Annotated in this window: 16 protein-coding genes; 9 read left to right on the plus strand and 7 right to left on the minus strand. The window is 63.9% G+C overall.

Annotation, left to right across the window (positions count from 1 at the left end; all coding sequences use genetic code 11):
• Window positions 1–48 precede the first annotated feature (48 nt).
• From J3A64_RS16950 to J3A64_RS16965, 4 genes are all read right to left on the minus strand, one after another.
• Window positions 49–924, minus strand: coding sequence for a class II fructose-bisphosphate aldolase (locus J3A64_RS16950; protein WP_210065023.1), 876 nt, complete (start codon window positions 922–924; stop codon window positions 49–51).
• On the minus strand, window positions 924–2,390 hold the full coding sequence (locus J3A64_RS16955) for a GntP family transporter (protein WP_014920442.1): 1,467 nt from the start codon (window positions 2,388–2,390) through the stop codon (window positions 924–926). The genes J3A64_RS16950 and J3A64_RS16955 overlap by 1 nt, the downstream gene beginning before the upstream one ends.
• A 121-nt stretch (window positions 2,391–2,511) precedes the next feature.
• Window positions 2,512–3,414 (minus strand): NAD(P)-dependent oxidoreductase, encoded by a 903-nt coding sequence (locus tag J3A64_RS16960; RefSeq protein ID WP_210065025.1) that lies wholly within the window; start codon window positions 3,412–3,414, stop codon window positions 2,512–2,514.
• A 40-nt stretch (window positions 3,415–3,454) separates the two neighbouring features.
• Window positions 3,455–4,948, minus strand: a complete 1,494-nt coding sequence (locus J3A64_RS16965) for a four-carbon acid sugar kinase family protein (protein WP_210065028.1) — start codon at window positions 4,946–4,948, stop codon at window positions 3,455–3,457.
• Between the two features lie 129 nt (window positions 4,949–5,077).
• On the opposite strand from J3A64_RS16965, the gene J3A64_RS16970 reads away from it, so the two are divergent.
• Together J3A64_RS16970 and J3A64_RS16975 are read left to right on the plus strand one after the other, a co-directional pair.
• On the plus strand, window positions 5,078–5,881 hold the full coding sequence (locus J3A64_RS16970) for an alpha/beta fold hydrolase (RefSeq protein ID WP_210065030.1): 804 nt from the start codon (window positions 5,078–5,080) through the stop codon (window positions 5,879–5,881).
• A 74-nt stretch (window positions 5,882–5,955) separates the two neighbouring features.
• Window positions 5,956–6,657 carry a FadR/GntR family transcriptional regulator gene (locus J3A64_RS16975; protein ID WP_210065032.1) on the plus strand — a complete coding sequence of 234 codons (702 nt, stop codon included), beginning with the start codon at window positions 5,956–5,958 and terminating at the stop codon, window positions 6,655–6,657.
• 455 nt (window positions 6,658–7,112) lie between these two features.
• Here J3A64_RS16975 and J3A64_RS16980 read toward each other — a convergent pair whose 3' ends face one another.
• Window positions 7,113–8,036 carry an AraC family transcriptional regulator gene (locus tag J3A64_RS16980; protein ID WP_286176376.1) on the minus strand — a complete coding sequence of 308 codons (924 nt, stop codon included), beginning with the start codon at window positions 8,034–8,036 and terminating at the stop codon, window positions 7,113–7,115.
• Window positions 8,037–8,259: 223 nt separating this feature from the next.
• Between J3A64_RS16980 and J3A64_RS16985 the strand changes: the two genes are divergently transcribed.
• From J3A64_RS16985 to J3A64_RS17015, 7 genes are all read left to right on the plus strand, one after another.
• Window positions 8,260–8,409, plus strand: a complete 150-nt coding sequence (locus J3A64_RS16985; RefSeq protein ID WP_014920437.1) for a hypothetical protein — start codon at window positions 8,260–8,262, stop codon at window positions 8,407–8,409.
• Between the two features lie 123 nt (window positions 8,410–8,532).
• Complete coding sequence (locus tag J3A64_RS16990) at window positions 8,533–9,321, plus strand: SDR family oxidoreductase (RefSeq protein WP_210065038.1); 789 nt, start codon at window positions 8,533–8,535, stop codon at window positions 9,319–9,321.
• 44 nt (window positions 9,322–9,365) lie between these two features.
• Complete coding sequence (locus J3A64_RS16995; RefSeq protein ID WP_210065040.1) at window positions 9,366–10,607, plus strand: styrene monooxygenase/indole monooxygenase family protein; 1,242 nt, start codon at window positions 9,366–9,368, stop codon at window positions 10,605–10,607.
• Window positions 10,608–10,634: 27 nt separating this feature from the next.
• Complete coding sequence (locus J3A64_RS17000; protein ID WP_210065042.1) at window positions 10,635–12,377, plus strand: flavin reductase; 1,743 nt, start codon at window positions 10,635–10,637, stop codon at window positions 12,375–12,377.
• Window positions 12,378–12,401: 24 nt separating this feature from the next.
• Window positions 12,402–14,051 (plus strand): NAD(P)/FAD-dependent oxidoreductase, encoded by a 1,650-nt coding sequence (locus J3A64_RS17005; protein ID WP_210065043.1) that lies wholly within the window; start codon window positions 12,402–12,404, stop codon window positions 14,049–14,051.
• A 7-nt stretch (window positions 14,052–14,058) separates the two neighbouring features.
• The gene (locus J3A64_RS17010) at window positions 14,059–14,850 is read left to right on the plus strand and encodes a cyclase family protein (protein WP_014920433.1); all 792 of its coding nucleotides are present in this window, start codon (window positions 14,059–14,061) and stop codon (window positions 14,848–14,850) included.
• Entirely contained in the window at window positions 14,847–16,523 is a 1,677-nt protein-coding gene (locus J3A64_RS17015; protein WP_210065045.1) for a thiamine pyrophosphate-binding protein, read from the plus strand. The genes J3A64_RS17010 and J3A64_RS17015 overlap by 4 nt, the downstream gene beginning before the upstream one ends.
• Window positions 16,524–16,568: 45 nt before the next feature.
• On the opposite strand, the gene J3A64_RS17020 is transcribed toward J3A64_RS17015, so the two are convergent.
• Together J3A64_RS17020 and J3A64_RS17025 are read right to left on the minus strand one after the other, a co-directional pair.
• Complete coding sequence (locus J3A64_RS17020; RefSeq protein WP_210065047.1) at window positions 16,569–17,597, minus strand: LacI family DNA-binding transcriptional regulator; 1,029 nt, start codon at window positions 17,595–17,597, stop codon at window positions 16,569–16,571.
• Complete coding sequence (locus J3A64_RS17025) at window positions 17,594–19,174, minus strand: glycoside hydrolase 43 family protein (RefSeq protein ID WP_210065048.1); 1,581 nt, start codon at window positions 19,172–19,174, stop codon at window positions 17,594–17,596. Before J3A64_RS17025 ends, J3A64_RS17020 begins: the two co-directional genes overlap by 4 nt.
• Window positions 19,175–19,177 lie beyond the last annotated feature (3 nt).

The following is a 19,177-nucleotide window of genomic DNA, read 5'->3' on the forward strand; positions in this document are numbered from 1 at the left end:
TTGATCCTAGCCTCCCTGTGTTGCTGCACTTGGGTACCGCGCTGCGCGTCAGGCGCTGAGCAACTCCAGCGTGGCACCCGCAAAGGTCGCAGCGGAGCCGTTCCAACGAGCCAGCAGCCCTTGGAGGTTCTCGCCGTCTGCCCGGTGGGCGGCAGTTTCAGTCTCCAGTGTGGCCAGGATTCCCGTGCGCAGCTCCGTGTTGAAGTTCACCTTGCCAACCTGCATGGACGGCGCCTTGGCAAGCTCGTCCGCAGGGATTCCGGAAGCGCCGTGAAGTACCAACGGCACGCCGGTCTTTGCAGCCACTTCCTGCAGTACGTCCCAGCGGATGTTCGGCTCGCCCTTGTACTTGCCGTGCACGTTGCCCACCGCGACGGCCAGCAGCTGCGCACCCGTTCGCTCCACGAAGTCAGCCACCTGCGCGGGGTTGGTGAGCCCTGCACCTGAAGTGCCGGCGTCGTGCTCTGAATCTTCGGCACCAAACGCCTTGTCCTCGTCGCCCGCAAGACCGCCAAGCTCCGCTTCAAGCACGACGTCGGACGCACCTTGGGCGTCCAGCGCGGCACGGACTTCGCGGACCAAGGCGATGTTGTCCTCGTAAGGCAAGGACGAGCCATCGGCCAGGACCGCATCCGCCCCGGCGGCCACGGAGTCACGGATGACCCGCAGATCGGAAGCGTGGTCCAACTGGACGGAAACCGGGACGCTCGCGGTGTCGGCCAGGCCACGCAGGGCTCCGATGAGGCGCAGTCCGTTGGGCGTGGACGCGGTTTTCGGAGCGACGAGCATGATCACGCCAAGCCCGGATTCTTCCGCTGCGCCCACAACAGCCAGGGCTGTGGTGAAGTCGTAGCAAGTGAAGGCGGGAACGGCCGAGCCGGAGGCCAGGGCAGAGTCGACCAGGTGGTCGAGTTTGGTGCGCATTAGTGGCCCAGGCCTCCCACCAGGATCCAGGCGACGTACGTCAGTGCGAAGCCGGCCAAGCCCAGGATGGTCGTCAGGACAGTCCAGGTCTTGAGGCCGTCGGAAACCGTGAGGCCGTAGTAACGGATCACGGTCCAGAAGCCGGCATCCGTAACGTGGGACAGGCCTAGCGAACCGAAGCCGATGGCAATGACGATCACGGCGATCTGGGCCGGCGTGTAGCCACCTTCCATGACGGCCGAGGTGAGCAGGCCCGTCGTGGTCACGATGGCAACGGTTGCGGAGCCCTGGGCTGCGCGCAGAGCCAGGGAGATGATGAAGCCGAGCACGATCACCGGCAGGCCGAGGCTGTCCAAAGTGTGGGACAGTGCTGCGCCGATGCCGGATGCGCGGAGGACTTCACCGAACACCCCACCAGCTGCAACCACCATAAGGATGGAGGCAATGGGAGGCAGTGCGCCTTCGAAGATTTCGCCGGTTTCCTTAAGCGACCAGTTGCGGCGGACCGCCAGCAGGAAGAAGGAGAGGGCCACGGCAACCAGGAGTGCGAAGAAAGGGTTGCCGATGAACGCGGCCACGCCGTACCAGTAGTTGTCCTTGGCGAGGGTCAGTGTTCCAACGGTGCCGAGGAGGATCTGGACGATCGGAGCGGCGATCAGGAACATGATCAGGCCGGGACGCGGAGGGGCGATGGCGCGGGCGCCGGGGCCGTCGTGGCCCACGTGAACCAGGGAGTCGGAACCGAATTCGTCAACCTGCTGCTTCACGCCGGGGAGAAGCTCGTAGTCCTTGCGGTTCATGATGCTGGCAACCCAGTAGGACAGGAATCCAAGGGGGATACAGATGATGAGTGAGATCAGGGTGATGAGTCCGATGTCGGCGCCGAAGACGCCGGCGCCTGCCACGATGCCCGGGTGCGGCGGGACAGCCACGTGAATGGACAGCATGATGCCGGCCATGGGCAGGCCGAACTTGATGGGGTGAACGTTGGCGATCTTGGCGAAAGCGTAGACGATCGGGACCAGGACGATGACGCCCACTTCGAAGAACACGGGGATCGCCACGAGGAAACCGACGGCAGTCAGCGCAATGGCAACGCGCTTGGCGCCGAGCTTTTCAGTGAAGTGGGTAGCCAGCGACTGCACGCCGCCGGAAACCTCGATCATGCGCCCAAGGATGGCACCGAGGGCAATCAGCAACGCGACCTTGCCCATGGTGCTGCCAACGCCTGTGGTCACCACTGTGAAGATGTCCTTGAGCGGAATCTGCGCGGCTACGGCCACCAGGATGCTGACAGCCAACAGGGCAACAAAGGCCTGAATCTTGAAGCGGATGATCAGCACCAGCAGCAGGGCGATGCCCGCTGCGGCGATGGTCAGCAGGAGGGGGGTTCCCAGCTCCACTGCGGGCTTGATGGCGGGGGCATCTGCCGCCTGAACCATCAACGAGTTGATGAGGGGATTCATTGGGGGGGTGTCTCCTTTGACATACCAGTCTAAAGAAGACCGGCGGGAGGTGCGACGACGGCGAAGGGGGGACCGCCGTCGTCGCGGGTTCTTTGTTGGGAGTGGCTAGGGTTGGGAGTGGTTAGGCGGTGCGCTTGGAGGGCGCAACAACCTTAATGACGGCAGAATCGTCGGCGGCGGCGAGGCCCTGGGCCTGGCCGAGAAGGTAGAGCTGTTCAGCGGCGGCAGCAACGGGTGCGGCGAGGCCGGCGGCCCTGGTTGCCTTACCCACGATGCCCATGTCCTTCACGAAGATGTCCAAGCGGCTGAGGACCTCTGCGCCGTCTTCGGAGTAGGCCTCGAGGATGCGGGGGCCACGGTTGGACAGCATGAAGGAACCAGCAGCACCGGCTTCGAGGGCGGCGAGGGTCTTCGCCTGATCGAGCCCGAGGGCATCGGCGAGCGCCATGGCCTCAGCCGCGGCGGCGATGTGCACACCGCACAGGAGCTGGTTGACGGTCTTGAGCGCTTGGCCGTCGCCGGGCTTGTCCCCAACGATGCTCAGGGTGGACGCCAGCAGCTCAAGTGCGGGGCGGGCCTTCTCCAGCGCCTCCGGCTCGGCACCGACCACAATCAGCAGGTCGCCTTCACCAGCGCGCTTCGGACCGCCGGACAGCGGGGCATCCACCAGCGAAACGCCGTATTCGGCCAGCTTGGCAACCGTGGACGGGATGGCTTCGGTGCCCACGGTGCTGCCCAGGATGACGACGGCGCCCGGCTTCAGTACCGCCGCGACGCCGTTCTCGCCGAAAAGGACATCGTTGAGCTGCTCGCCGTTGCGGACAGCAAGAAGGAGTGCGTCAGCGTCCTGGGAAGCTTCGCGGGCCGAGGCGAAAGTCTTGATGCCCGCCGCGGCGGCGAGCTCAAGGCGGGGCTCGGCGATATCGAAGCCGTGGACGGTCAGCTCGGACGCGAGGCGGGTGGCCATGGGCAGGCCCATGGCGCCGAGGCCCAGAACGGTGATGGTGTAGTCGCTGCTGGTCATGGTGTTCTCCATTGAATTTTTGGCTATGAGAAAGAGGCGCTTAGAAAGTTGCGCTGAGCTTGCGGGTGACCTGGGTCAGGGACTGGTCGTCGCCCACGTTGCCGGCGAAGACGATGTACGGGATGCCCTTCGCGGGGCCGTCCACCGGTTCCCACAGCGAGACGATGCCCGGGAGCATGGGGCCGCGGACAATGGCGTGGCGAATTTCCAGGCCGTGCGCGGCGACGTCCGAGGACGTGATGCCGCCCTTGGCGATGACGAACCGCGGCGGGAAGGTCTTCAGCGTCCGGTTCACAACGGACACGACGGCGGCGGAGACGGTGCGGGCGATCTTAAGGCTCGCTGCGGCGTCGTCGGTCTTGATGAGCAGGCGGCTGGTGTGGACGATGACATCGCCCTTGCGAAGTGCGTCGACGACGTCGGACACAACGGTTGCGATGTAAGCGTCGGCTTCCGCGTCGAGCAGCTTCTCGACGTCGATCTCGATGATGTGGGCCGAGCTGTGCTCTGCGGTGAGGTCATTGAGTTGGCGTGTTGTGACGCCGACGTGCGAGCCGACCACGATCAGGCCGCCGGCTGTGGAAGGAGTGTTGCCCGCGTAGGCCTCTGTTGAGGTCAACGCGGTACGGATTTCTTGTCCGATGCGACCTCGAACGAACGGCGGGCCCACACGGTAGAGGAGCTTCTTACCGCGGCGCTCGGCTTCTTCGAGGCCCAGGGCCAGAGCGCGGAAATCGTTCTCGGTGACGATGTCGGCCACGATCGGCGTGGAATTGCTGGCGGATTCCAGGGCATCAGCGATTGCCTTGGCGGAAATAGCGGGGTCCTGCGCGGAGGCGCCGGCGCGGATGATGTTGAGGTCCAGGACGATCACGTCGCCGGCTGGGAACCGGCCCTGCGATTTTTCCTCCACATACTTGGCCATCTCGGAGTTGATGAAGCCGAAGCTTGCATCCTTGGCGAATTCCGTCTCGGCCACGGGGGTGAGCGAGCCGGCGTCGCCGCGCATGTAGTGCACGCCGCCGATGGTGACGCGACCGGCGTCGGGGAATGCAGGGACGATCACCACGCCGTCGGTGGCTTCGCCGGTCTCGGCAGCCACGGTGGCTGCAATGACGTCCGGCTCCAAGGGGTAGTGGCCGCGGAGGGTGGAGTCGCTGCGGCTCACGAAACCGAGGCGCAGCCGAGGACCACCACTGTTGCCGGCAGCTGCAGCCAGTGCGTTGCGGACGACTTCTTCGTTCCGGGCCGCAGCTTCTGCCGGGTCCAGGCTGCGGGTGTTGGTGAGGACGTAGACGGCCGGCTTGGTCTGGTTTTCGCGGATGTGGGTGAAGGCCCAGGTGAAGTCTGCGACATCCCAACGGGTAAGCACGGCGAGGTCCGCAACGGACTGCGTTCCCGTGGGGTCGTCGTCGAGGACAACCAGGACGCGGGGAGACGTTGCCGAGGACGCCGCAACGGCGTCGGCAACCAACTGAGCAGGAATCTGGACTTCCGCCGGGAAAGCGGCCAGAACGTCGGCTTCAAGGGTCACTGTGCACTCCATCGTGGGAAATCTCTGTTGCGGTTTGGTGAATGTAAGATGTCAGACATCTAACATTTGAATTAGTGTGACACACGGCTCTTCAGCGCGCAAGGTCTCGAGAATCACTAGGCTGGGCGCATGGCTGACGCAGGGATTCCGCTCCCGTTCGTGGACGTTCGCACGCCCGCCGTTTCCGCAGGTGAGCCCACCCCGGCAGTGCTGATTCACGGCTGGGCGTCCGGTTCGGTGTACTGGGAACCGCTCGCGAATAAGTTGCTCGACGCCGGACGGACGGTTTGGATTCTGGACCTCCCCGGCTACCACACTGGCGATGATTTGCCGCCGGATTTCGAATGGACTTTGGACTCGGCAGCGGCCTCGGTAGCCGCAGTCCTTGATGCCCGCGCCGGGGGTCCGGTGCACGTGGTGGGGCACTCCATGGGTGGAAGCGTGTCGCTGACACTCGCTGCCGCCCGTCCCGACGTGGTGGCCACCATAACCTTGGTAGGCATGGCGCCGGTGCCCCAAAATCAAGGATTCAAGAAAGTGCTGACGTCGCAACTGGACCAAGGATTCTTCGATTCCGCGACTAAAACGAAGCTCATGAACGCCTGGTACGGGGAGCTTTCCGCAGCAGACATGGAGCGGCTGAGCACAGGGTTCGATGTCCCCTTCCCGGTTCTGTCCGCTAGCGCCCTGGCGGCCATGACCGGCGTCGAACCTTCAGTGCCCGGGCGCGTCCACGCGCCACTGCTGGTGATTGCCGGAACCGGCGACCGGGTGCGACCCATTGAGCAAATGCGCGTGTTCGTAGCCGAAAGCCAGCAGCGCCAGCTGAGAGCCATCCCCGGCGCAGGCCACAACGTCCACTGGGAGCAGCCCGAAAAATGCGCCGCGGCGCTAACCGGGTTTTGGGAAACAAGCCGGCCACCGCCAGCGTAAGATGTCTGACAACCACCCGTCCCGGGGGAAATCCGCGGGGCGCCGGGCGGTCTGAAGTACAGAAACGGGGATACATGGCACGCAAGTCACTGGTGGGCGTGGTGGCTGATGAGCTGCTGGACAGGATCATCGCGGGCGAGTTTCCGCCCGGAACAGTGGTCCCGGGCGAGCTGGAGCTCAGCGCCAAACACGAGGTGAGCCGCATGACCGTGCGTGAAGCCATGAAAACCCTTGAAGCGCAGCGGATCCTCAGCGTTGAACGCGGCCGTGGAACGTTTGTTAACCCGCTGAATCAGTGGGCATCACTGGAAGCCGTGCTGCGTGCCGCGTCCGAAGGAACCAAGGATGCAGCCGCAGCGATCCAGCTGATCGAACTCCGCCGGATGCTGGAAACGGGCGCCTGCGAACTGGCTGCCGAACGCATCTCCGACGACGAGCTCACGGCCCTCAAAGAGCACGTGGAAAAGATGCAGGCCGCCCACGAAATCAACGATCTCCCCGCTTTCGTGGAAGCAGACCTTGCCTTTCATGACGTCATTCTTCACGCCTCCGGCAACGTCTTTGTTGCCGTGCTCTTCGAACCGCTGCATCGCGTCCTCGAAGCCCGACGGGCCGAAACCTCAGCGTTTCCTGAAATCCAGGAACACGCAATCGGGCACCACAGGAAGATCGCGGCCGCCTTGGAATCCCGCAATCCCAACGAGGCACGGCTCGCCATGGATGCGCACATGCAGCAGACCCTGGACGACCTGAAGACGTACGTGCTGGAGGCGTAGCTGGCACAGGCGCCTTAATTGTTGGACCCGGATAATTTAAATCCTGCAGGGGCCGGGTCTAGCAAAATCACTGATTTCTGGGGAATATTCGGGCCATGCTCTTAAATGTTGGAAACCTCTCTGGAAAATTCTCCCCGTGAACCCACTCGATTTTCCCGAATTCCCCTTTAGCTCTCCACTGGCGAAAGCCATCATCGACCCTGAACGGGTTCGCGCAAAGTTGACGTGAAGGCCGCAGACCTTAGTTCAGCATTCACAGGTTCAGCTGCGACACGAAGTCAAGACATTCGAAGGCTCCTGGACCGCGGCGTCATTGAACCGGTCGCCAAGGGGAAGAGATCCTACCGGCTTCGGCTGGCCCCGAGTGAACTAACGCCACTTCTGGTTCGGGAATTGGATCAATTGGGATTCCTGCCCCGCATTCTGCGCGATTCAGAATAGTCTCCGCCTCCTACCTAGCGGCGCAGGCTCTCGCTGGGCAGCTCGCCGAAGGCCTTCACGTAGAGCGCAGAGAAGCGCCCTTGGTGTGTGAAGCCGCATTGCTCAGCCACCGCCGTGACGCTCTGCTCGCGGGGGTTCGCCTCTAGAAGCATCTCCCGGGCACGGTCCAGCCGGATACTGCGCAGCAACTCCGACGGCGTCGCGCCGGTCTCGGCCCGCAGGGCAGTTTGCAGGGTACGGACTGAAACACCCAAGCACTCCGCGATGTCCGGCACCGTGAGTTCTTCAAAGGCGTGCCGCTCCAGCAGCTCCCTGCACTCGCGGACCAGCCGACCCTCCGCTTCCGCGTTTCGTGCTTCCCCGGCGGGCGGCTCCATCGCCATCAGCAGTCGGGACACCATGCTGTCCGCCAACAACCCCTGCACAAAAGCGGGAGCTGCGAACTGGGGCCGGCTGATCATGTCGTCATGAAGCTCGACGACGGCCCTCAAGAACGCGCGGCCGGCGGCACCTGAAAGGTCCATGCCATAGCCCAGATCCACAGCGTCATTGCCATAAAGCTGACCGGCCACCCGCTCAACCGCTGAACGACGCACGTAGACAATGAGGTGCGGACTTCCGCCGTCCCAGCTCATGGAAAATGGGCGGTCGATAGGCGGAACCGTAGCCATGCGGGGATTGGATTCCACAGTCCTGGCACCTACCTGCATGGAAGCGTGACCGGCCAAAGGGATCTGCACCAGATGGAAATCCTGGAGGCCCTCGGGTTCAATCCGAACGTCGGCTCCGTAGTCCAGGAACTCGATTCCAACATCGCCACGATGCAATGAGCGCAGCTTCATGTCCATCAAGGACGCGCGCGTCCGCGGGGCGAGCTCATGACTGCAGAACAACTCCGCAATCTTGGCATGCGCCTCGTCCACGTCAGTTGTGGCCATTGTTGGCTGCCCCCGGAGAACATCACGGGCAAGAATCCTGACCATCCGCCACCTACTTCACGGGTAATTGCACGTCACACGGTTTTCTGGAGCTTTTCGCCTTTCGGATGATCCCCGCGCCAAGTGGATATTCCGGAGTGCAGCGCCTGTCTAGAGTCGCTTTTAGGACAAGTATGACGCAGCTCACAAAGCGATACCAACAGCCAAAGCGAGGTGAGGACCAGTGAAGAACATCAAAGTGGTACGCGACCGCAGGGACGAGTGGGATCAACGCCACTTCGAACTCTGGGCGGCGGAGCTTCAGGCCAGGGAAACCCACCTCACTTCCGCAGCGTGGGTTGGTTGGCATGAAGAAGAGGAAGACCCTGCGTAATTCGGATGACTTCCGCGCTAAGTGGATAGTCCAGCCAACAACGACTACCTAAAGTCGCTTATGGATCGACCATGACGGACGTCACATTTCTTCAACATCACAAGAACGGGAAAGGTTTAGGCCATGTCAGGACTCGACGGCAGGACAGCAATCGTCACCGGTGGGGCAACCAAGGTGGGGCAAGGAGTGGTGACCTCATTGCGCGACGCCGGAGCCACGGTGGTGGTTGCGGATATAGCTCCCGACGGCGACACCCTCACCAAAGCTCTCGGGGAAGGGATCCACTATTCCCACACGGACATCACCGACGACGCCGCAGTCAGCGAACTCGTGGAAGAAACCGTGGCCCTCTACGGCGGGCTCGACATACTGGTAAACCTCGCCTGTACCTACAAGGACGACGGCGCAGCGTCCGGCCGCGCCGACTGGCTCGAGGCACTCAACGTCAACCTCGTCAGCGCAGTGGTGGCCAGCAACGCAGCCCGCCCCCACCTCAAGGCCTCCGGGCACGGTGCCGTCATCAACTTCACCTCGATCTCCAGCTCAGTAGCCCAAACCGGCCGCTGGTTATACCCGGCCAGCAAAGCCGCGCTGGTGCAAGTCACCCGGAGCATGGCCGTGGACTTCGCAGAAGACGGCATCCGCGTGAATTCCGTCAGCCCAGGCTGGGTCTGGAGCAACATCATGGACTCACTCAGCAACGGGAATCTCGAAAAAACAGACTCGGTGGCGGCCCCCTTCCACGCACTCAAGCGGGTCGGCCGCCCCCACGAGGTGGGTGACGTCGTCGCGTTCCTCGCCAGCGACCAAGCAAGTTTTGTGACCGGCGCAGATTGGGCCGTCGACGGCGGCTATTCCGCCTTGGGCCCGGAACGCGCCGAAGAGACCATTCCCCTGCTCGCATCAAACTAACGCCAGGCTTCACAACACCTTCCACCACAGAGAAAGGCAACGCCATGACGCAACGCCACATCACCATCGTCGGTGCCGGCCAGTCCGGGCTGCAGCTCGGCATCGGACTGCTGGATGCCGGATTCCAAGTGACAACCATTTCCAACCGCACACCCGAAGAGATACATGAAGGCAAGGTTGCCTCCAGCCAGTGCATCTTCCACAACGCCTTGGAGCACGAACGGGCGCTCGGCCTGGACTTCTGGCCCGATGCTCCCACCGTGGACGGCATCTCGTTCACCATCCCCCACCCCGAACTGCCGGGCGAGAAGGCGATCAGCTGGGCCTCACGCCTGGATAACCACGCCAAGTCGATCGACCAGCGCGTGAAGTTCCCGCGGTTCATGGAGGAGTTCACAGCACGCGGCGGAGAGCTCGTCTTCGAAGACGCCGGCGTTGCCGAGCTGGAGAAGTACACGCAGAACTCGGACCTGGTGATTGTGGCCGCCGGCAAGGGCGAGATCGCGCAACTGTTCACCCGTGACGCGGAACGCAGCACCTACGATGCACCGCAGCGTGCCCTGGCCTTAACCTACGTGAAGGGCTTGAAGCCGCGCGAGGACTACTCGGCGGTCTCATTCAACCTGATCCCCGGCGTTGGCGAGTACTTCGTTTTCCCGGCGCTCACCACCACCGGCCCCTGCGAAATCATGGTCTTCGAAGGGGTTCCGGGCGGGCCCATGGACTCGTGGAAGGGACTCTCGCCCGAGGAACATTTGGAAAACTCCAAAAACATCCTTAAGACCTTCCTGCCGTGGGAAGCCGAGCGCGCCACTGATGTAGAACTCACCGATCCCAACGGCGTCCTCCAGGGCAGGTTTGCGCCCACCGTCCGCCACCCGATTGCCACCTTGCCGAGCGGCCGGCAGGTACTTGGCCTGGCCGACGTCGTGGTTTTGAACGATCCGATCACGGGGCAGGGTTCCAACAACGCGAGCAAATGCGCGGCGTCGTACTTGGACAGCATCACCCGGTACGGCGGTGGCGCCTACGATGCAAACTTCATGCAGGCCACTTTTGAGCGCTATTGGGATTACGCGCAGCACGTTGCACACTGGACGAATGCCCTCTTGGCTCCGCCTCCGCCCCATGTCCTCGAGCTCTTGGGGGCTGCGAACAGCGAGCCGGCTATCGCGCATCGCTTCGCCAACGGCTTCAACCACCCACCGGAATTCCAGGACTGGTTCATGTACCCGGATAAAGCCGCGAGCTACCTCGCGGATTTGTCTGCGGCCAAAGTTTCGTAGCACGACCCTGCTAATAAGGACTCAACCATGCGAAAGATAGCAATCGTGGGGGCCGGCGAATCCGGGGCCCAGCTGGCATTGGGCCTGCAACGTGACGGCTACGCGGTGACGCTCCTATCCGACCGTTCCGCTGCCCAGATCCGCACCGGCAAGGTCATGTCCAGCCAGTGCATGTTCTCCACCGCCCTGGACGCCGAAGCCCACATGGGGACAGCGCTCACCGAATTCTACGAATCCGGAGCCGTCCCTGGCATCACCTCCATCCGGCTACGTGTGGATAGTGATGAACCCATCGAATGGGAAGCACCACTGGACGGTCCCGCCCGGTCCATTGACCAGCGCATCAAAAGTGCCCTCTGGATCGAAACATTTGTTGCAGCCGGTGGTGACTTCCGCATTGAGAAGGTCACACCGCGCATGCTCGAAGAACTCGCCCATGACTACGAGCTGGTCATTGTGAGCACCGGCAAGGGCGAGATCGGCCAGATCTTCCCGCGGGACAAGGCCAAGTCGCCCTTCGACCGGCCGCAGCGGGTACTGGCCCTGAACTACGTCACGTCCGACGACGGTGCTTCCGCCGCCGGTACCGGCGGCGCGGGCGACGCCATCCGCATGTCCATGGCCCCCGGCGTCGGCGAGTTCTTCACGTTCCCGGGCCTGACCGCATCGGGCCCCTGCCGCATGATGGTGTTCGAGGGCGTGGTGGGCGGCCCCATGGACCGCTGGAACGACGTCGGAACCCCCGAAGAGCAGCTCGAGCGTTCGCTGGAAATCCTGCGAGACCATTTCCCGCACGAGGCAGAGAACTTTGCCACCGCTGAGCTGACTGATAGTGGCGCGACGCTCCTGGGGCGCATCACGCCCACGGTGAGGTTCGCCGTCGGGGAACTCGGCAACGGGAAGCTGGTGTTCGGGCTGGGTGACGCCGTTGTCCTGAACGATCCGCTCACCGGGCAGGGTTCCAACAACGCCACTCTGGCCGCGAAATACTACCTTGATTCGATCATTCGCCGAGGCCAGCAGCCTTTTGACCGTGCCTGGATGGAGCGCACCTTCGACGAATTTTGGCGCGGCTGGGGGCAATGGGCGGTGGAGTGGACCAACGATCTCCTGAAGCCGCGGCGTGATCACCAGAAGACGCTCCTCCGTGAAGCCGCTGACCATCCGGCACTGGCGGCAAGCATCGTCAGCGGCTTCGATGATCCTCGGACGTCATACCCCTGGTGGTTCGATCCCACCGCGGCCGCTGACTTCATGCAGGCCCGGAAAGAGGACGATGCTGCTGCCTTCGATGTGAGGGATTTCAGAGGTGCGTTGGGTCAGTTCGCCACGGGCGTCACGGTGGTTACCACTGTGTCTGCGGACGGCCGAAAAGTGGGCATGACCGCGAATTCCTTCACGTCAGTGTCCATGGATCCGCCGCTGGTGCTCTGGTGCCCCAGCAAACGTGCCCCCAGCCTGGGCGATTTCGAGGACGCAACGCATTTTGCCATCAACATCCTGGCCAGTGACCAGCACGTCCTGTCCCGCCAGTTCGCCACGCCCGCCACGGACAAGTTCGCCGGCGTGGAAACAGCTGACGGAATCGCCGGTGTTCCGCTGCTGGAGGGTGCCGTTGCAACATTCCAGTGCCGCACCGTTGCGCGACATGATGCCGGGGACCATGTCATCTACGTGGGTGAGGTGGAAAGCTACAACCACCAGGACGGCGCTCCCCTGGTGTTCCACGGTGGAAAGTACCACGCCACTGCCAGCCATCCGGATTTCTAGTCACGCCTTTTGAAAGGAACGGATATGGACCATCCCCTTGACGTCGCGATCATAGGATCAGGCATCAATTCGCTGGTCGCGGCAGCCGAGCTGGCCTTGGCAGGGAAGCGCGTGTGCATCATTGAGCGCTCGGATCGGTTGGGTGGGTTCATCCACTCCGCGGAGCGTACCCTCCCGGGTTTCATCCACGACACCTTCTCCTCCTGGCACCCTTTGTTTGTGTCCGGCGGTGCTTACGGAGCGCTGGGCAAGGAACTCCACGCCAGGGGCTTGGAGTACTGCAACACCTCCGGTCCTGTAACGGCCGGCGTCGCTGCGGATCCTGTCACTGGAGCCCACCGCGTGATCATCGCACACAGGGACCCGGCCGAAACAGCCGCGGCTTTCAAGGAGCCACGCGACGGGGCCGCGTATCTGGCCATGCTCGATGATCTGGGCCGCAACGCCGGAACCGTGTTCGGGGCTTTCGGGGCGGAGCTTCGGTCGTTTGGGGAGGTGGCGAAGATTGCCTTCGGAGCCGTGCGACGCGGGCGTTTCTCCGGGACGGAGGCCTTTGTCCGGGATTCCGTGATGAGCGGACGGAACTATGTCCGCAGCCGTTTTGACGGCTGGGAAGCGGACCAGCTGTGGTCGCCCTGGCTTCTGCACGCAGGGCTCGGCCCGGACCAAGCCACCGGCGGCGTCATGCTCGCAGTCATGGCCATGAGCATGCACGGCTTCGGGCTTCCTGTTGTGAAGGGCGGCGCCTCGCAGTTTGTGGCTGCCTTCGAGTCCTTGCTCAGGGACAACGGCGTCCGGATCATGCTGGGTGCGGAGGCCGACGAGATCCTGGTGGGCCCCGATGCTTCCGGTAAGGGCCGCTCCGCCACCGGCGTCCGCACATCGCAAGGCGTGGTTTCAGCCGGCACGGTGCTCGCCAACGTTTCGCCCCAGGCCCTCTACACCCGGCTCCTCCGGCAACCACCCGCTGGCACGGCCCAGGCCGCCGAACGCTACCAGAACGGCCGCGGTGCCATGCAGATCCACCTTGCTTTGGACAAGCCTGTGGAATGGCTCGATCCCAGGCTCAACACCGTCCCGCTGGTTCACATCAGCAACGGCTCGGACAGCACCGGGATTGCCTGCGCCCAGGCTGAAGCGGGTCTGCTGCCCAACGAACCTACCGTGGTTGTGGGCCAACAGTGCGTCCTCGACCCGTCGCGGGCTCCGGAGGGCAAAGCCACGTTGTGGTTGCAGCTCCAGGAAGTCCCGTTCACGCCCGTAGGTGACGCAGCCGGCCAACTGGACGTTGCCGGCGGCTGGACTGACGAGCTGAAGCACGGCTATCTGGAACGGGTCCTGGCACGGATTGAACAGTTCGCTCCGGGCACGCGCGCAACTGTTCTTGCTTCGGACATTCTGGCGCCGACGGACTTGTCCTCGGCCAACCCCAATGCCGTCAACGGCGATCCCTACGGCGGTTCCGCGGAGCTCTTCCAAAACCTGCTGTGGCGGCCCTTCCCCGCAGCGGCAGGACACCAAACCGCCGTCGAAGGTCTCTGGCACATCGGCGCGTCAACCCATCCCGGTCCGGGGCTTTCCGGCGGTTCCGGACATCTGGTTGCGCAGAAATTGACCGCGAAACTCTCACGATTTTCCCGTATTCAATCAGCACTGAAACCAAGCAAGCGATAGGAGAACAATGTCTGTTCTGGCCGGGCTCACTGCAGCCCTCTCGAGCGGTTCGGTGGAGATCATCGACCTCACCACGCCGCTCAGTTCCGAGACCCCCATCCTGAACCTGCCGCAGCCGTTCGCGAACACGGTGGGTTTGTCCGTCTCGCCGGTGAGCAATTTCGACGACGCCGGTCCCGCCTGGGCGTGGAATGACGTCACCGTGGGCGAACACGCCGGGACGCACCTGGACGCACCTGTCCACTGGATCACGGGCAAGGACGGCAAATCCGTGGACCAGATCGAACCACACCGACTGGTGGGCCCGGTTGTGGTCATCGACAAGTCGCTCGAGGCGGCGGAGGACCCGGATTTCCTGCTGGAACCGGAACACTTTGAGCAGTGGCAGCAAGAGCACGGCGCGTTCCCGGAGAACTGCTGGGTGATCTTCCGGACTGGTTGGGCGGCCCGAGGCGCTGACGCTGCGGCTTTCGTCAACGCTGACGACGCCGGACCCCACACTCCCGGGGTCTCCGCGGCAGGTGCCAAGTGGCTCGCCGGAAACGCCTCGATCAGTGGCTTCGGTGTGGAAACCGTGGGCATCGACGCCGGTCAGGCCGGCGGCCTGGACCCCATGTTCCCCGTCCACTCGTTCCTGCTCGGCGCGGACAAGTACGGGGTGACGTCGCTCCGGAACGTGGACCGACTCCCCGTCACCGGTGCGACGTTGGTGGTTGCTCCGTTGCCGATCGTCGGCGGGACGGGCAGCCCGAGCCGCGTGTACGCGCTGGTGGAAAAGGGTGCGGTGGAGAAGGCATGAGCGGGCAAGTGCGGGTCTCCACGTTGGTGGGCAGGACGCTGGCGAAGCTCGGCGTCGGGCACGTTTTTGGGGTGGTGGGCAGCGGCAACTTCGATGTCACCGGCACTCTCATGGCCGAGGGCATCCCGTTCACGGCCACCCGGCATGAGGGCGGTGCGGCGACCATGGCCGACGCGTACTCCCGGATGTCCGGGAAAGTCGGGGTGGTCACCACGCATCAAGGCTGCGGGCTGAGCAACGCCATCACCGGCATCGGTGAGGCAGCGAAGAGCCGGACGCCGATGATCGTGCTGACCGCCGACACCCAGGCCGCGGCCATCCGGTCCAACTTCAAGATCGACCAAGACGCCCTGGCCCGCAGCGTAGGAGCCGTGGCCGAACGCATCCATTCCCCCGCAACAGCCGTCGCGGACACTGTCAGGGCCTTCCGGACCGCGGTGAATGAACGCCGCACCGTGGTCCTTAGCTTGCCGCTGGACGTTCAAAGCGGAGCCGCCGCGGACGAGGTGAGTGCCGTCGTCGTGCCTCAACCGTTGAAGGTACGCCCGGACACTGGCGCCGTGGAGCAACTGGCCGCACTGATAGCGAAAGCTGAACGGCCGGTGTTCGTTGCCGGACGCGGCGGGCGGGGTGCCCGGGACGAAATCCTGGCGCTGGCCCGGCATGCTGGCGCGCTGGTGGCAACGTCCGCGGTGGCGAGCGGGCTATTCAACGGCGATTCCCACAACCTGGGTATCTCCGGCGGATTCTCCTCGCCTGCCACCGCCGAGTTCATCAGCGGTGCCGACCTGATCGTGGGGTGGGGTTGCGCGCTGAACATGTGGACCATGCGGCACGGACGGCTGATTTCCGCCGGGACCACAGTGGTGCAGATCGACGTCGAAGACTCTGCCCTAGGCGCTAACCGGCCCATCTCACTGGGAGTGCTGGGAGACTCAGCGCTGACCGCGGCCGATGTGCTGGCCGCGCTGGCCGGCGTCCAGCCCGAACCGGCAGAAAAGTACCGCACTGAGACCAACGCCCTGGCCATCAAACAGGGTTCGCGGTGGCGGGACGTCGAAACCGAAGACCTATCCACCGCCACAGCCATCGACCCACGCGTCCTCACCCGCGAACTCGACACCCTGCTCCCGGCCGAAAGGATCGTGGCCGTCGATTCGGGCAACTTCATGGGCTACCCCAGCCAATACCTTGCCGTGCCGGACGAGTACGGATTCTGCTTCACCCAAGCCTTCCAAGCCATCGGGCTCGGACTGTACACAGCCATCGGCGCCGCACTTGCCCAATCACACCGGCTGCCGGTGCTGGGCGCGGGCGACGGTGGATTCCTCATGGGGATCAGCGAAATGGAGACCGCCGTCCGCCTGAAGTTGCCGCTGGTGTGCATCGTCTACAACGACGCAGCCTACGGAGCAGAGGTGCACCACTTCGCCTCCGAACACACAGAAGCCGAGCTCGCCAGCGTGGTCTTCCCGGAGACGGACATCGCCGCGATCGCCCGCGGGTTCGGCGCTGAAGGAGTGACCGTCCGGTCCGTGTCGGATTTGGACGCCGTACGACCCTGGATCGCGGCCTACGAAGCCGGTACCCAAACCCGTCCGCTGGTCATCGACGCGAAGATCGCCTCCGACGGCGGCTCGTGGTGGCTGGCCGAAGCGTTCCAAGGCCACTAAGTTCCAGGCCACTAAGTTTCTGGCCATCAAGAGGGGAGCACGGCGCTACTTGGGTGGGGCCGTGCTTCCCCGCACCACCAGCTCCGTGGCGACTTCCAGGGCTGCTGAAGTAGCGAGTCCCTGCTGTTCGATTTGCTCCGTGAGCATTCCCACGGCCATCGACGCCAACTGCGCGAGCGGCTGGCGGACCGTGGTGAGCGGCGGTGACGTGAGGGCTGCCTGGGCGATGTCGTCGAAGCCCACAATGCTGAGGTCGCCGGGGATTTTCAGGGACCGCTGCCCGGCGGCGTTCATCACGCCGAGGGCCTGCAGGTCGCTGCCCGTGAAAATCGCTGTGGGCCGCTCCGGCAGGTCCAGGAGCTCCCCGCCCAGGCGAAGCCCGGACTCGATACTGAAATCGCCGTCGCGCACGAACTCGGGAAGTACCGGCAACCCGGCTTCGTGAAGGGCAGCCACGTAGGCGGCGTAACGGGCGCGTCCGTGACCCGGGCTGTGGACGCGGCCGGTAATGATGCCAATGCGCTCATGGCCCAGTTCCAGGAGATGGGACACCGCACGCAGTGCTCCCGAGAACGACGCCGGGCTGACGCTGGGTATCTGCAGGCCCTGGGAGCCTTCGGGGTCGATGGCGACGGCGGGAATGTTCAGCGTCCGCGCCAGCTCCACCAACGGTGAGCCCTGCCGCGGAGCCAACAACATCACACCGTCGAGGCGGTTGCCGGAGGGCTCCCGCAGTTTCTGCCAGTTCTCCGCGGTGGCATTCACGGCTCGCGTGTAGGCCACGGTGTAGCCAAGGCGTGTGGCCGCAGCTTCCACGCCTTCCATGGTTTCCAGGACCCACGGAGAATCAAAGTTGTTCACTACCAGTTGAAGCAGCCCAGGTTCGCTGGGCGAGTTTCGCTTGGTGTAGTCGAGCTCCTCCAAGGCCTGCTGGACGCGGGCGCGTGTTGACTCCGAAACATGCGAACGCCCATTCAGCACCTTGGAAACGGTAGGCACGGAAACGCCCGCAGCTGCGGCCACATCTGCGATCTTGGGGCGCGGAGTGGTCAACGGGGCGGTCCTTGAACTCATGGGGATACGGGAGCGGCAATGCGCTGGGTGGTTGCCCGGCGGACCGGCGCAGTATCCACCCGCACGGGTCCAACCCTAACACTGCCGTGTTCACGCGATCCCAGGGGTGATGCAGCGAAAATCCCCAGTTCAGCGCCGATCCACCGCCCCTCCACGACGTCGAAATCCCAGATGGGAATCTGCCACGGATCCGTGGGGCCAACACGCCAGGCAAACGTGGCCCTTGGGGTCTCATCCGCGCGGATCTGGAGCTCAATGCTGGGGCCGGGAAGTGCCACAGCGCGTCCCATCTGCTGCTCGTACGGACCTTCGCTACCGGTGCCGCTACCCAGGACGTAGCCGTTTTCGGTGCGTACCAGGCCCAGCCAGGCGTACCGCTGGCCCAAAACCACGACGCCGGCCCGGGTACCCACAGGCACATCGTCCAGTTCCAGGGTGGTGGTGAAGGTGGACGGCTCGCCGGGGAGGATTTGGGCCAGGACGTTGGGAAGTTCCCGGAGGTTGATGGGATCGTTTGCCTGCGGACGCAGAATCAGGTGCCCTCCTCCACAGGTGGAAAGCCATTCGTCCCGGGGGTTGGCCTGCCAATGCCACTGCGGGCCCAGGGCAGGGGACGTGAAGTTGTCGCTGGACGGCGGGGCAACGTCCTCAGGTGAAGTACCCACCGGGTAGGGGTGGCTCAAAACCGGGGTTCCCGGTCCGCCGTCGTCCGCTGTTTTGCCCATCCACGGCCAGCCGTCTTCGCCCCAACCCATCGGCTGGAGATGAACAACCCGGCCGTACGCCCCCCGGTCCTGGAAATGCAGGAACCAGTCTTCGCCCTCGGGAGTGGTCACCCAGGCGCCTTGATGCGGGCCGTTCACCGGCGAATCGCCCTGCTCCAGGACGCGCCGTTCCTCGTAAGGCCCAAAAGGCGAGCGCGAGCGGAAGACCGACTGCCATCCGGTGGCAACACCGCCTGCCGGAGCAAAGATCCAGTACCAGCCGTCGCGCTTATAGAACTTGGGGCCCTCCAGGGTGGTGAACCCAGGAAGCTCCTCGCCGTTGATGACGTGGGTGCCGTGATCCAGAAGCCGGGAGGCGTCCGGGCTCATCCGATGTACGGTGAGCCGGTTCTTGACGCCGATGCGGCTCTTGGCCCAACCGTGGACCAAGTATGCGGTGCCGTCGTCATCCCACAGGGGGCAGGGGTCGATGAGTCCACGTCCGGGATAGAGGAGATGGGGTGCGCTCCACGGTCCTTCAGTCTTCTCTGCGCTGAGCACGAAAATGCCGTGGTCCGGATCCGGATAGAAGATCCAGAACTTGCCATCGTGGTGACGCAGCGCCGGAGCCCACACGCCACTTCCGTGCCTCACCAGCGAATAGTGGTTCGTTTGAGGCAGTTCCGAGAGTGCGTGGCCGGCGTGCTCCCAATCCACCAGGTTCTTGGAGCGAAGCACCGGCAGCCCGGGCACCCGGTTGAAGCTGGAGGCGATGAGGTAATAGGTGCCCTCAACCTGGACTGCATCCGGGTCCGGCCAGTCGCCGTTGAGGATGGGGTTGTTGTAGACGGGGATGCGGTGTCGATTTCCCATATT

It is taken from the genome of Pseudarthrobacter sp. PvP004 (assembly GCF_017876035.1).
GTDB classification, from domain to species: Bacteria; Actinomycetota; Actinomycetes; order Actinomycetales; family Micrococcaceae; genus Arthrobacter; species Arthrobacter aurescens_A.

Bases quoted from the DNA above. Each gene is read 5' to 3' on its own strand.
- J3A64_RS16950 (WP_210065023.1), bottom strand. From the start codon at position 924: ATGCGCACCAAACTCGACCACCTGGTCGACTCTGCCCTGGCCTCCGGC.
- J3A64_RS16955 (WP_014920442.1), bottom strand. From the start codon at position 2,390: ATGAATCCCCTCATCAACTCGTTGATGGTTCAGGCGGCAGATGCCCCC.
- J3A64_RS16960 (WP_210065025.1), bottom strand. From the start codon at position 3,414: ATGACCAGCAGCGACTACACCATCACCGTTCTGGGCCTCGGCGCCATG.
- J3A64_RS16970 (WP_210065030.1), top strand. From the start codon at position 5,078: ATGGCTGACGCAGGGATTCCGCTCCCGTTCGTGGACGTTCGCACGCCC.
- J3A64_RS16975 (WP_210065032.1), top strand. From the start codon at position 5,956: ATGGCACGCAAGTCACTGGTGGGCGTGGTGGCTGATGAGCTGCTGGAC.
- J3A64_RS16980 (WP_286176376.1), bottom strand. From the start codon at position 8,036: ATGGCCACAACTGACGTGGACGAGGCGCATGCCAAGATTGCGGAGTTG.
- J3A64_RS16990 (WP_210065038.1), top strand. From the start codon at position 8,533: ATGTCAGGACTCGACGGCAGGACAGCAATCGTCACCGGTGGGGCAACC.
- J3A64_RS16995 (WP_210065040.1), top strand. From the start codon at position 9,366: ATGACGCAACGCCACATCACCATCGTCGGTGCCGGCCAGTCCGGGCTG.
- J3A64_RS17000 (WP_210065042.1), top strand. From the start codon at position 10,635: ATGCGAAAGATAGCAATCGTGGGGGCCGGCGAATCCGGGGCCCAGCTG.
- J3A64_RS17005 (WP_210065043.1), top strand. From the start codon at position 12,402: ATGGACCATCCCCTTGACGTCGCGATCATAGGATCAGGCATCAATTCG.
- J3A64_RS17010 (WP_014920433.1), top strand. From the start codon at position 14,059: ATGTCTGTTCTGGCCGGGCTCACTGCAGCCCTCTCGAGCGGTTCGGTG.
- J3A64_RS17015 (WP_210065045.1), top strand. From the start codon at position 14,847: ATGAGCGGGCAAGTGCGGGTCTCCACGTTGGTGGGCAGGACGCTGGCG.
- J3A64_RS17020 (WP_210065047.1), bottom strand. From the start codon at position 17,597: ATGAGTTCAAGGACCGCCCCGTTGACCACTCCGCGCCCCAAGATCGCA.
- J3A64_RS17025 (WP_210065048.1), bottom strand. From the start codon at position 19,174: ATGGGAAATCGACACCGCATCCCCGTCTACAACAACCCCATCCTCAAC.